At 51.6% G+C, this 13,418-nt stretch carries 9 protein-coding genes, 1 tRNA gene, 1 rRNA gene and 3 other annotated features; of the genes, 3 read left to right on the top strand and 8 right to left on the bottom strand.

Annotated elements, in window-relative coordinates; genetic code table 11:
• Nucleotides 1-98, top strand: a sequence feature (23S ribosomal RNA rRNA prediction is too short).
• 20 nt (nt 99-118) lie between these two features.
• Nucleotides 119-278 (top strand) — a sequence feature (23S ribosomal RNA rRNA prediction is too short).
• A 19-nt stretch (nt 279-297) separates the two neighbouring features.
• Nucleotides 298-563, top strand: a sequence feature (23S ribosomal RNA rRNA prediction is too short).
• 103 nt (nt 564-666) lie between these two features.
• Together rrf and SK39_RS09345 are read left to right on the top strand one after the other, a co-directional pair.
• Nucleotides 667-782: ribosomal RNA gene (gene rrf / locus SK39_RS09350) — 5S ribosomal RNA — on the top strand.
• A gap of 467 nt (nt 783-1,249) precedes the next feature.
• Complete coding sequence (locus tag SK39_RS09345; protein WP_050489810.1) at nt 1,250-2,971, top strand: SulP family inorganic anion transporter; 1,722 nt, start codon at nt 1,250-1,252, stop codon at nt 2,969-2,971.
• 220 nt (nt 2,972-3,191) lie between these two features.
• Here SK39_RS09345 and SK39_RS09340 read toward each other — a convergent pair whose 3' ends face one another.
• From SK39_RS09340 to aspA, 7 genes are all read right to left on the bottom strand, one after another.
• A complete protein-coding gene (locus tag SK39_RS09340) occupies nt 3,192-4,853 on the bottom strand; it encodes a fatty acid--CoA ligase (protein ID WP_048216933.1) in 1,662 nt (553 codons plus the stop codon).
• A gap of 428 nt (nt 4,854-5,281) precedes the next feature.
• Nucleotides 5,282-5,357, bottom strand: a tRNA-Phe gene (locus SK39_RS09335).
• A gap of 152 nt (nt 5,358-5,509) precedes the next feature.
• Nucleotides 5,510-6,085, bottom strand: a complete 576-nt coding sequence (locus SK39_RS09330; protein WP_003025441.1) for a transcriptional regulator — start codon at nt 6,083-6,085, stop codon at nt 5,510-5,512.
• Between the two features lie 36 nt (nt 6,086-6,121).
• Nucleotides 6,122-7,831: a protein-disulfide reductase DsbD gene (locus SK39_RS09325; RefSeq protein ID WP_048216932.1), complete on the bottom strand. Its 1,710-nt coding sequence runs from the start codon at nt 7,829-7,831 to the stop codon at nt 6,122-6,124.
• The gene (cutA, locus tag SK39_RS09320; RefSeq protein ID WP_032937782.1) at nt 7,807-8,154 is read right to left on the bottom strand and encodes a divalent cation tolerance protein CutA; all 348 of its coding nucleotides are present in this window, start codon (nt 8,152-8,154) and stop codon (nt 7,807-7,809) included. The genes SK39_RS09325 and cutA overlap by 25 nt, the downstream gene beginning before the upstream one ends.
• A 128-nt stretch (nt 8,155-8,282) precedes the next feature.
• Complete coding sequence (gene dcuA / locus SK39_RS09315; protein WP_003025449.1) at nt 8,283-9,584, bottom strand: anaerobic C4-dicarboxylate transporter DcuA; 1,302 nt, start codon at nt 9,582-9,584, stop codon at nt 8,283-8,285.
• Nucleotides 9,585-9,699: 115 nt separating this feature from the next.
• Nucleotides 9,700-11,136, bottom strand: coding sequence for an aspartate ammonia-lyase (gene aspA / locus SK39_RS09310; RefSeq protein WP_003025452.1), 1,437 nt, complete (start codon nt 11,134-11,136; stop codon nt 9,700-9,702).
• 338 nt (nt 11,137-11,474) lie between these two features.
• Between aspA and SK39_RS09305 the strand changes: the two genes are divergently transcribed.
• Nucleotides 11,475-11,951, top strand: coding sequence for an FxsA family protein (locus tag SK39_RS09305; protein ID WP_003025457.1), 477 nt, complete (start codon nt 11,475-11,477; stop codon nt 11,949-11,951).
• 49 nt (nt 11,952-12,000) lie between these two features.
• On the opposite strand, the gene yjeH is transcribed toward SK39_RS09305, so the two are convergent.
• Complete coding sequence (yjeH, locus tag SK39_RS09300) at nt 12,001-13,266, bottom strand: L-methionine/branched-chain amino acid transporter (protein WP_016149435.1); 1,266 nt, start codon at nt 13,264-13,266, stop codon at nt 12,001-12,003.
• Nucleotides 13,267-13,418 lie beyond the last annotated feature (152 nt).

Here is a 13,418-nt window from a genome sequence, read left to right as displayed (position 1 = left end):
AGGCATAAGCTAGCTTGACTGCGAGAGTGACGGCTCGAGCAGGTGCGAAAGCAGGTCTTAGTGATCCGGTGGTTCTGAATGGAAGGGCCATCGCTCAACGGATAAAAGGTACTCCGGGGATAACAGGCTGATACCGCCCAAGAGTTCATATCGACGGCGGTGTTTGGCACCTCGATGTCGGCTCATCACATCCTGGGGCTGAAGTAGGTCCCAAGGGTATGGCTGTTCGCCATTTAAAGTGGTACGCGAGCTGGGTTTAGAACGTCGTGAGACAGTTCGGTCCCTATCTGCCGTGGGCGCTGGAGAATTGAGGGGGTCTGCTCCTAGTACGAGAGGACCGGAGTGGACGCATCACTGGTGTTCGGGTTGTCATGCCAATGGCATTGCCCGGTAGCTAAATGCGGAAGAGATAAGTGCTGAAAGCATCTAAGCACGAAACTTGCCCCGAGATGAGTTCTCCCTGAGACTTTAAGTCTCCTGAAGGAACGTTAAAGACGATGACGTTGATAGGTCGGGTGTGTAAGTGTAGCGATACATTGAGCTAACCGATACTAATGAACCGTGAGGCTTAACCTTACAACGCCGAAGATGTTTTGGCGAAGAGACGACATTCAGCTTGAAACAGATTACATTAACCGGCGAGAAGCGGGTTAATAACAGAATTTGCCTGGCGGCTGTAGCGCGGTGGTCCCACCTGACCCCATGCCGAACTCAGAAGTGAAACGCCGTAGCGCCGATGGTAGTGTGGGGTCTCCCCATGCGAGAGTAGGGAACTGCCAGGCATCAAATAAAAGCGAAAGGCCCGGTCGAAAGACCGGGCCTTTTGTTTTATCTGTGGTCTGTCGGTGAGCGCTCTCCTGAGGAGGACAAACCCGCCGGGAGCGGATTTGAACGTTGCGCAGCAACGGCCCGGAGGGTGGCGGGCAGGACGCCCGCCATAAACTGCCAGGCATCAAATAAAGTGAAGAAGCCCATCCTGACGGATGGGCTTTTTTGCGTGTGTGCGGGGTAAAACCGCCGGGCTGAACGTATTGTGCAGGCCTGATAAGCGCAGCGCATCAGGCAGATCACGACACCGCACCATCGGGTGCAAAGCAATATCCTGAGCCTCCATAACACAAGCCATTCTGCGGCATACACGATAAACACCCAATCTGAATTATCTGTATTACCTCCCGAAAATATCAGGATCTCCTGCGACAGTTACGTGTACCTTTATCTATTAGTAAGGGTCTATCCGGAGAATAAAGTGTTCGGAAAAATGGTATTAAACTACATGCCGGGTCTAAAAAATTTATTAGCGTACGATAAAAGCTGGCTAAAACATGATGTTAAAGCCGGGTTATCCGTTGCTGCCGTAGCACTACCGGTTGCGATTGCTTACGCTGAGTTGGCGGGAGTCGGGGCTATCGTCGGGTTATATTCCTGCGTTTTGCCAATGCTAGCTTATGCACTGTTTGGTTCTTCCCGCCAATTGATTGTTGGCCCTGATGCCACGACCTGCGCGGTAATTGCGGCAGTTGTGGTTCCTCTTTCTGCCGGAAATCCAGAACTCCACTGGCAGTTAACAATCGTCATGACCGTGATGATGGGAGGATGGTGTCTACTTGCCAGTAAGTTTCGCCTGGGTGCGCTTGCTGATCTGCTTTCTCATCCCATTCTAACGGGGCTGCTTAACGGCGTTGCCGTGACGATTATTGTCGGGCAACTCGGTAAGGTGCTGGGGATTACGCTTGATGAAGAGCAAGTGATAGAGAAGATTATTGCCCTGCCAGGCCGACTCTCGGAAATTCATTTATTAACCTTAGGGATCTCCATCCTAACGTTAGCGATTTTAATAGCTATCAAAACGTTTCGTAGCCAATGGCCAGCACCGTTGATTGCAATTGTGATAACAACGGCGCTGGTATGGATCACATCTGCACAGCAGTATGGTATTGCCACTATTGGGGGATCGGGCTTCCAGTCTGGTTTGCCTGTTGTTCACTGGGGCTCATTTCAGCCTGGTCTGGCGCGTGATTTATTGATCCCTGCGCTGAACCTGGCATTAGTCAGTTTTGTTAGCCTGATGCTAACCGCTCGCAGTTTTGCCGCGAAAAATGGATACGAAATAAATGCTGATGCTGAGTTCAGGGCTTTGGGTGTTGCGAATCTGATGTCTGGCTTATCTCAGGGGTTTGCGATTAGCGGAGCCGATTCCCGGACTGCGGTAAATGACTCCACCGGAGGGAAAAGCCAGCTGGTTTCCGTTGTTGCAGCCTTAATCATCGGAATTGTCGTGGTATTTTTCACGCAGCCATTACCATTTATTCCGGTATCTGCATTAGGCATTGTTCTAATTTATGCATCGTGGTCATTGATTGATTTACGCGGACTCTGGAATCTGAGGCGAAGAAATAAACCCGCATTTCGCCTGGCGTTCTTCACCTTTGGCTGTGTTCTGATTATTGGTGTTATTCAGGGGATCGGCCTTGCGGTATTGCTGGGTCTGTTGCAGTTCCTGCGCACAGTTTTTCGTCCTACTGAACACTTATTGGGAATTGACGAAAATGGGATGATTCACTCATTAGGTAATTCAACTGATGTGAAAATGATCCCTGGCGTGTTGATGTACCGATTTAACTCACCGCTGACCTATTTTAATGTGGCCTATTTTAAGCGCCGCGTTTTGAATTTAGTCGATGGTGCAGTACTACAACCTAAATGGGTGGTCATTGACGCCGTTTCTTGCTTTACCTATTCAGATATCAGCGTCCTGGCAACCATTAATGAGTTAAAACGGGACCTGAAGGGGCGGCAGATTAAGTTAATTCTTGCGGGCCGGAAAACGGAGTTAACACGCTGGTTTAAAGAGAGTCGACCGACAATGAAGGACGACGACATGATTCTGGCACCAGACCTTTATTTGGCGCTGCGGTTTATTCAAAGCAAAGAAAGCATGAGTGATGGTGAATCTGGCGTTGTTGAATAAAGCAGATTTAGGTATATGATCAGGCTGAATGGAAGGCGCTGAGGACGGGTTTTTCGTCCAGCAGGACCTGACATCGACCAGAACCCCATGTTGCTAAAGGGGGGATCAGCATCCGCCCGGGGACGGTGAGTTCCCCGGCAGAGCATTGATATCGGCAAGCTACCTGAAATATAAGCAGTGTGACTGTTGTTAACCTTACGCTGTGAATGCGACAGATCGCTTAAATGATATCCTTCCCATTGCTGGCTTCGAGCTCCCGAATCAGGCGCTTGTTGATCTTGCCAACGCTGGTTTTGGGAATATCCGGGACTATCCTTATCTGTCGTGGGATCGCCCATTTAGTGATGTGGCCGCGGTCGACGAATCCTTGTAGATGTGTCGCTATGGCTTGCGGCTCCAGATCCTCCCCTTCCTTGCAAACCACCAGAGCCAGGGGGCGTTCGCCCCACTGCTCATCAGGTATCCCGACGACGGCTACCGACCTGACCGCCGCGTGTGAGCTGATGAGGCTCTCCAGCTCCAGCGTGCTTATCCACTCACCACCCGTCTTGATTACGTCTTTGATGCGATCCTTGATTTCCACTATCCCATGGGGATCGATAGAGGCTATGTCGCCGGTGTGCAGCCAACTGCCATTCCATAGCTCAGCCCCTTTCTCGGGTTCCTTCAGGTAGCCCTGAGTCAACCAAGGGGCTCGCACCACTATTTCGCCCAGGGCTTCTCCGTCGTGCACCACCTCCCGACCTTCGCCATCGACGATACGCAGATCCACCAACGGGACAGGCAGGCCGGTCCGAATCCGCAGGGGTAACTGTTCATCCATGGGAAGGGCCAGCTCGGCATCGCTTAAGTGGGTCATACAGAGCAGGGGACAGGTCTCAGACATGCCATAGCCGGCGTGAATGCGTATGCCCCTATGGTGGGCCTGTGTCGCCAGTCCAAGGGACAGTGAACTGCCACCGAGTAACATCTTCCATCCTGACAGATCAGTCTGCGTGGCTTCTTCGCACTCAAGGATCATCTGCAAAATGGTTGGCACACAATGCGAGAAGGTCACACCCTCATCGTGATAAAACCGTACCAGTTTGTTGGGTTCGTAACGACCGGGATATACCTGCTTCACACCCAGCATTGTTGCGACATAGGGAGCGCCCCAGGCATGCACGTGGAACATAGGGGTGATCGGCATGTAGACATCGTTCGATCGTAGCAGCGACTGTCCCTCGTGGGCAGCCAGGAGACCCAGCTCATTGAGCGTGTGCAGGACCAACTGGCGATGGCTGAAGTAGACTCCCTTGGGATTGCCCGTGGTTCCAGTGGTATAGAACAAGGTAGCTATCGAGTTTTCATCGAAGTCGGGGAAGTCAAAGAGTTCTCCCGCTGCGGCCAGCAGGGTCTCATATTCCCCTAGCACCGGCAGGCTGGTCGCCTTCGATTCTTCGTCACTAAGCTGGATGTATCCCCGGACAGTGGTCAGTGTCTCTGCCAGTGACTCGACAACCGGCAAGAAGTCGTCGTGCACCAGTACCAGGTTGTCCTCGGCATGATTCATGGTGTAAGCGATTTGGTCCGCCGAGAAGCGGACGTTCACCGTGTGCAGCACGGCACCAATCATGGGTACCGCGAAGAAGCACTCGAGGGCGCGATGGCTGTCCCAATCCAGCAAGGCGACGGTGTCTCCAGGCATGACACCGGCCGCTGTCAGCATGTTTGCCAGGCGATGAATGCGCTGTTTGAGGGTACGATAGTCGTAACGGAGCTTATCGGCGTAGACGATTTCTCGCTCGGGATGAGAACGCCCACCCGACAGCAGTAGGCTCTTGATCAGCAACGGATAGGCATGAGCCCCCTGCGCTGACTGTATGATTTTTGTTTTCACCATCCAGATTCCTCGTTGACTCACTATTTGCTCGGTATGATGGCAATTGTAGATTAAGGTTGGCCTTTACTCCCTGGCGTTTGCTTCAGATATCGAGGCGGCGACCAGTTCCAGCCCCTGGGGATGAATGTGCGTACCTTGCAACGCGATCGGGTTATTCGCTACCTGCAGAATCCTGGCTACTCTATGCCCGGTTCCTTCATCCGCTGGTTCAGTGCCCAAGGTTGTTCAGATAAATTACTCAAATCTGGCCTACGGTTAAGTACGTCAGAAAAAGAGGTGTGCCTGATACCGCTATATTTTTTGCAGTACCATCGTGGTCTCACTGAAAGGTTTAACTGGCGTGATGAGGTAGGGTAGGAGTCGCTGTGGACAGAACGATCAGAACCCTGAAAGCAAAAAACCCGCCATAGGCGGGTTCTTCTGAATAGTGGTGCCCGGACTCGGAATCGAACCAAGGACACGGGGATTTTCAATCCCCTGCTCTACCGACTGAGCTATCCGGGCAACGGGGCGCATTAAACCGTATTCACGTCTGTCAGTCAATCAAATTTCTGGAAACATTGTTCAACCGCTTAATATTGCGGCAATCTGCATGGTTATGCCTGAAGTTTGCACAAATCTTCCCGACAGATGCGGCTAAAACAGATAATGCTCGCTTAGGTCAGCGCACCGCCCATTCGGCACTGGGCAAAGCGTAAGATATCTTCAGCCAGGTGGTGTGCCGTTTCGACATCAGCATGACTACGATTAACCAGCATGCGGCTCAGGCAGCCTTCCAGCACCAGTTCCATCTGTTTGGCGACCATTGCCGGGTCGTCAACTTCCAGCGTCGTGAGCAGTTCATGGGTGAAGTCATGTGCTGCCTTTTTTTGCTGATCGGCTAACTGATGGATCGGATGCCCGGGATCAGGGTAAAACGTACAGGCGGCGATGAACAGACAGCCGGGATAGCGATTATTGCTCACGCATTCGGACAGTGCGGTGTAGCGCGCCAGCAATTTCTGCTCAGCGCTCAGGGTGTCATCCAGCAAAAGCTGACGCCGCCAGATATCCACCCGCTGGCTGAGGTAACGTAGCGCATCGTACAGAATGGCCTCTTTATCGGGCCAAAAGCGCTGCAGTTCATCCAGAGGATAATCGATACGTTCGGCCACCATTTCCAGCGTGGTATTGGCTATCCCTTGCACCTCAAGTAATTTCAGGGCTTCTCCCAGGACATCTTCACGTTGCACGGTATTCTCCTCCGTATTTCCTGTTGCAAGTGTCGCTCACGGTTGGCGATCGCGCAAATGTGCGCTGAAGGTAGCGGCATCCATAAAACCCGTTACCCGGGCCTCCGGATGCTCTTTTCCCTCCGCATCAAAGAACAAGATAGTCGGCAAACCTAAAACCTGTAGATGTTTCAGCAGAGCGACATCCTGGGCATTGTTTGCTGTCACATCCGCTTGCAACAGCACCGTGTTGCCTAGCGCTTGCTGAACCTGCGGATTACTGAACGTGTACTTTTCAAATTCCTTACAGGCTACACACCAGTCGGCATACAGATCCAGCATGACTGGCCTGCCTTTAGCTTGCTCCAGCGCTTGATTTAACGCATCTACCGATGCCACCGGCGTGAAGTTAAGGTGTGCCTGGGGTTGAGTATGCGGCGCGCCGAACGTCCAGTCTTGCAGTGGACGCACGCATACCAGTGCTGCGGCTAACAGGACAATCTGCACGATACGCATCCAGGCGTGCTTTGCCTGCAGGCTGGTAATGAACGCCCAGCCAAAGAACGCGACGCCTAACAGTGACCATAAGCGAACGCCCCACTCGTCACCAACGATACGTTCGAGTAAGAAGACGGGAAGCGCCAGAATGACAAAGCCAAAAGCGGTTTTGACATGTTCCATCCATGGGCCGCTTTTAGGCAACAGGCGATTGCCAAATACGGTAATCAGCATCAGAGGTAATCCCATCCCCAGCGCGTACAGATACAGCGTGCCGCCTCCCAGCCACATGTTCCCGCTCTGAGCGATATACAGCAAAATCGCGCTTAGCGGGGCCGTTGTGCAAGGAGAACAGATGAGGCCAGCAATCGCCCCCATCGCAAAGACGCTGCCGGGAGCTCCGCCTTGCTGGCGGTTACTCATTAGCGTGAGGCGCGTTTGCAGCGATGAAGGCAGTTGCAGTGTGAACAAGCCAAACATCGACAGAGCCAGCAGCGTAAAGATGACGGCAAGGCCAATCAGGACGTAGGGATGCTGAAGCGCAGCCTGGAACTGTAAACCGGCGGCAGCAACAACCAGACCCAGGGCGGTATAGGTGAGCGCCATCCCCTGGACATAGATAAACGTCAGCAGCCGTGCCCGCCCGGTTGATAAGCGTTGCTTGCCACCCAGTACGATTCCGGAAATCAGCGGATACATCGGCAGTACGCAAGGCGTAAACGCGATACCAATTCCAATCAGCAATGCCCATAGTGCGGAAAAGGGAAGTTGGGCCGTGGGCTGCGGTTTCTCTTGCGGATCTGTAGTGGCTGGGGCTGGCGCAGGGGAGGCCGCGGCACCGGTAGACACTTCACTTAATGGCACCGTTTTTGTTTCTGGTGGATAGCAAAATCCGGCGTCGGCGCAGCCCTGGTATGTGATCGTTAATGTTGCGCCAGACTTAGCCTGATTGACCGTGATCGGGATAGTCAGCTGTTTACGGTAAATCTCACTTTTGCCGTAAAACTCATCTTCATGCCAGACGCCTGGCGGCAGTTTTATCTCGGCAATATCGGCCTGAGATGGCGTAATGCTTATCTGTTTGCGATACAGATAATAGCCATCTTTAACCTGCCATGTGAGGTTCAGATCGTGTTGGTTTTGCTGAAAATCAAAAACAAACGCCCGATCGGCAGGTACAAACTGCGAGCGGCCAGGCGCGTCAAATAATCCAGCAAAGGTAGATGTGCTGCACAGCAGCAGGATCAGCGTAAGGATGCGTTGAGCCATGAGCGGTAATCAAAGTCTCCGTGAGTGACGGGTAAAACCAGAAGTTCAGGCGTTTGATACGGATGTTGTGACTTCAGGCAATCGAGAAGGGCTTGCTGGTGTGTGACGGTGGTTTTTAAAATCATCTGCACTTCATATTCCTGTTCCAGTTTGCCTTCCCAATAGTAGAGGGAGGTCGCACCGGGTAGCAGGGTCACGCAGGCAGCCAGCTTTTCCGCCAGCACTTTGGCGGCGAGATCCTGGGCGGTTGCTTCATCCGGGGCGGTACAGAGCACCACAACGGTATCGGGGATGGAAATATCCTGACTCTTTACATCAAGCATAAACACCTCGAAAGAACAGAGTAACCAGCAAAAGAATGGTCACTATACAACGGACGAGGGAAGGATGTTAGCTAAAGCGGGGTGGGGAGGAGGAACTGCAGGGCGCGAAGGCACCCTGCAGTAAAGTCTTACAGCATGAAGCTGCCCAGCAAGAAGCCGAAGCAGACAGCCAGAACCACACCCAGAGTACCTGGGATGAAGAACGGATGGTTAAAGACGAATTTACCGATGCGAGTTGTACCGGTGTCATCCATCTGAACCGCCGCAACCAGAGTTGGGTAGGTTGGCAGAATGAACAGACCAGAAACAGCGGCGAAAGATGCAACAGCCGTCAGTGGGGAAACGTTCAGAGCCAGAGCCATCGGCATCAGTGCTTTAGCGGTTGCAGCCTGAGAGTACAGCAGCGCGGAAGCAAAGAAGAAGATGACCGCCAGCAGCCACGGATGACCCTGAATTACGCTACCTGCAGTATCTTTGATCCAGTCAATGTTGTGAGATACGAAGGTATCACCCAGCCATGCAACACCAAGGATACAAATACAGGCGCTCATACCGGCTTTGAAGGTGCTGGAGTTCAGGATGGAGTCAGTTTCAACGCGGCAGACGATCGTGGTCAGCGTCGCGACGCTCAGCATGATGATCAGGATTGCGTTGGTGGTGTTCATCAGCGGTTTAGCGACCAGGCCAAGGCTTGGGCTGTTGATGATGGCGTATACAACTACGCAAACCACGCCCAGCAGGAACAGCCAAACGGAGGTTTTCGCGCCAGCTTTGATTTCAACTTGTCTTTCACCGCGCAGTTCAACCAGGCCTTCTTCCAGACGCTTACGATAAATCGGGTCGTCAGACAGTTTGGAGTTGAACAGTGCGGTGATCAGGAAGGACATCACCAGAACGGCCAGCAGGGTGGACGGAATGACCACGGACAGCAGGTGAATGTAGCTGATGCCATGACCTTCCATGACGGAAGACATGTAAACCACGGCTGCGGAGATTGGAGAAGCCGTAATCGCAATCTGTGCAGAAACCACTGCGGTAGAGAGCGGACGGCAAGGCTTGATACCTTGTTCCTTCGCAACTTCAGCGATAACCGGCAGCGTTGCCAGAGAGATGTTGCCAGTACCGGCAAAGATAGTCAGGAAATAGGTCACGATAGGTGCAAGGATCGTGATGTATTTCGGGTTTTTACGCAGCAGTTTTTCAGTTTGGTGAACCAGGTAGTCCAGACCACCGGCAATCTGCATGGCAGAGATAGCAGCGATAACCGCCATGATAATGGAAATAACATCGAACGGAATATTACCTGGTTTTACGCCGATAGCGGCAAGAACCAGAACACCCAGCCCACCTGCAAATCCAATACCGATACCCCCAAGTCTGGCACCTAAAAAGATTGCCAGCAAAACGATGATAAGTTCTAAAACTATCATATTAGCCTTCCTTGTTGTTTAACAAGTTGATATTAAATTGTTGTTTTTAAGTAACTTCGAGTAAGAAAAAAGGCACGTCATCATGACGTGCCTTCTCCGGTACTACCCTACACGATTACTGTTCGCTTTCATCAGTATAACGTTTTGCTTTATAAGCAGGGTGCATCAGGTTCTGTGCAGAGAAGATATCGTCCAGTTCAGACTCGGTCAACAGACCGCGTTCCAGGACAACTTCACGTACGCTCTTACCAGTTTCGGCACAAATTTTACCGACGATGTCGCCGTTGTGGTGACCGATGAACGGGTTGAGGTAAGTAACGATGCCGATGGAGTTGAATACAAACGCTTCACAGACTTCTTTGTTAGCAGTGATACCACTAACGCATTTTTCCAGCAGGTTGTAGCAAGCGTTGCTCAGAATGTGAATGGATTCAAACATTGCCTGACCAATGACCGGCTCCATTACGTTCAGCTGCAGCTGACCAGCTTCAGATGCCATGGTGACAGTGATGTCGTTACCGATGACTTTGAAGCAAACCTGGTTTACGACTTCCGGAACAACCGGGTTCACTTTAGCTGGCATGATAGAAGACCCAGCCTGCAGTTCCGGCAGGTTGATCTCGTTCAGACCCGCACGCGGACCAGAGGAGAGCAAACGCAGGTCGTTACAGATTTTGGACATCTTCACAGCCAGACGTTTCAGTGCGCCGTGCACCATAACGTATGCGCCACAGTCAGAAGTTGCTTCAATCAGGTCTTCTGCCGGAACACAGGCGAAGCCAGTGACTTCAGCCAGTTTCTGTACTGCCAGCGGAGAGTACTCTTTCGGCGTGTTCAGACCAGTACCGATTGCTGTTGCGCCGAGGTTAACTTCCAGCAGCAGCTCAGCGGTACGCCCAATGTTTTTCACTTCTTCTTTCAGCAGTACGCTGAAAGCACGGAATTCCTGACCGAGAGTCATCGGTACAGCATCCTGCAGCTGGGTACGACCCATTTTCAGGATGTCCTGGAATTCATCGGCTTTTTTCTCAAAGCCTTCACGCAGCTGGTTCAGTGCATCAATCAGTTTGATGATGGATGCGTATACAGCGATACGGAAGCCAGTTGGGTATGCATCGTTGGTAGACTGACATTTGTTAACGTGGTCGTTCGGGTTCAGGTACTGATATTCACCTTTCTGGTGACCCATCAGTTCCAGACCGATATTGGCCAGAACTTCGTTGGTGTTCATGTTGACGGAGGTACCCGCACCACCCTGGTAAACGTCTACCGGGAACTGATCCATGCATTTTCCGTTATTCAGGACTTCATCACACGCCGCGATGATGGCATTTGCCACACTCTTAGGAATGGTTTGCAGCTCTTTGTTGGCCATTGCCGCTGCCTTTTTAACCATTACCATACCGCGAACAAATTCAGGAATATCGCTGATTTTGCTGTTGCTAATGTAGAAGTTTTCAATCGCTCTCAGAGTGTGGACACCGTAGTAGGCGTCCGCTGGAACTTCCCTGGTACCCAACAAGTCTTCTTCGATACGAATGTTGTTTAACATGTGAACCTTCTTTTTCAAGCTGCCAATGATTTGACTAAACACACAGGATATATGTGATTTCGATTGTTTCTCGACCGACGATTATCCCCTGCATCGGTCTGATACCCGAGATCATATGCTGGTTAAGGATTTCTACCGTAATCTGGATCACTTAAAGCGTGGAATTTACCCCTTATTTATTATTCTGTGAAATGGATCACCCCTTTGTGATTAACCCTAAATATTAGTGTACAAGCCACTTGAAATTTTGCTAACCACCACAATATCAAATCGATGCGATTAACATAATTTTTCGAACAGAAGTTGAACAAAACGGCTGTTATTAACAGGAGATCCCTTTGCGCTGGATACCATTACTTGCCATTTTTCTCTATGTTTACATAGAGATATCTATTTTTATTCAGGTTGCCCATGTGATGGGCGTCCTGATGACGCTGATTTTGGTTATTTTTACGTCGGTTATCGGTATGTCTCTGGTTCGTAATCAGGGATTTAAGAACTTTTTACTGATGCAACAAAAAATGGCGGCTGGTGAAAGTCCGGCTGCAGAAATGATCAAAAGTGTATCGCTGATTATCGCCGGTCTGCTGTTGGTACTGCCTGGTTTTTTCACCGATTTCCTCGGTCTTCTTCTTTTATTACCCCCGGTGCAAAAACATCTAACGATGAAACTGCTGCCACATTTACGTTTTTCGCGTATGCCTGGCGGTGGTTTTAGCGCCGGAACCGGTGGCGGTGAGACTTTTGATGGTGAATTTCAGCGCAAGGATGACAAGCGCGACAGCATCGAACATAAAGACGATCGTCGGGATTAAGGCTCAGTATGTAGGCCGGATAAGCGTTAGCGCCATCCGGCAAAAGTGTTTATAGGCCGGATGATGGCGTCAACGTTGCTTTATCCGGCCTGCGGGGTAAAAACAGCCACAGCCCTGCCAGCATAATCAACGCGTACAAACTCTTCCAGCCGACCATTGCCAGTAGTAGTAGGCACAGCAGACCACCAATGACCGCCAGTGCGCGGTAATGCCCTTTCAGTAATCGACAACCCGCCAACATGCACAGCAAATAAATCATAATAAAGATGCCGTTGGCGTAGACGATTAACGCATCGAGATTGATTTGCAGCATATAGATGCACAGAGTACTGACTACGCAGCAGCCCAATACGGCGTTTAGCGCATTGCGCGGAAGGTGGCGGGGGGACAGACGAGCCAGATAACTCTCAGGCTTATACTGCGCTTGCGACCAGACCAGTCGAGCGAAACTTTGAATATAAATGTTGAGGCTGGCAAAACAGGCCAAATAACCAATGATGCAGGCGACCCACAGTGCCTGTACACCAAACAGTTGCACGACGATTTCTGGCAGCGATGCTGCGGCGGCCATTTGCTCGCCGTAGGCACCAAAATGGAGAACGACGACGGTGCATGCCCAATAAACAGATCCAGCCAGCAGCAGGCCAATCATCAGCGCGCGTGGGAAGTCTCGTTCCGGATTTTTGAATTCAGACGCCAGGTGAGCAAACGCTTCGAGGCCAACAAAACACCAGAACATCACCGACAGCGCGGCGAACAGACCGGGGAGTTCAATATCGCTAATTGCAGGGAAGGGTATTTCGCCTGGTTTCAGATCGCCCGCCCACCAGATAGCAACAACGAGGGCAACAATCAGTCCGGCAATGACCGTTTGCAGATTAGCGCTTGAGCTTGCGCCGCGGGAGCCGATGTACCAAACCAATGCCAGCGTACCCAGCTCAGCCAGCAGAAGCTGCTCGTCATGCCAGCCAAACATCGCCTGACCGAATCCGGCGGCGATGTGCAATGCCGCAGGCAAGCCGACAGGAATGACCGACAAAAATAGCCATCCGGTGACGCGCTCCAGTCGTGAACCAAAGGCCATGCCGACAAAATGCGCCACACCGCCTGCGCTGGGGAAATGACGACCCAGTACGGCGAAGACAATCGCCACCGGAAAGACCAAAACAATCAGCACCGGCCAGGCCCACAGGCTGTTATTGCCAGCCACCAGCGCAGCCAGCGCGGGGACGGCGAAAACGCCTGTACCTAACAATGATGTCGACAACAGGCCAACGCCCTGAGCCAGTCCCAGCTCTTGTTTCAGTCCGCTCATAAGTGGTTATCCGATTATGCCCATTGACCGGGCTACAACGCAGATTTTTGATGGTATCACAATCGGATTTGCTTATGACGACGTGACTGAAATCGTTATGAAATGTGAGGTGTGTCGGCGTTTTGACGGGATTTTCTGCTGATAAAAAATTT

The organism is Citrobacter sp. BIDMC107, assembly GCF_001037575.1.
Taxonomy (GTDB): Bacteria; Pseudomonadota; Gammaproteobacteria; order Enterobacterales; family Enterobacteriaceae; genus Citrobacter; species Citrobacter freundii.
This window is presented reverse-complemented; position numbering and strand designations above follow the sequence as displayed.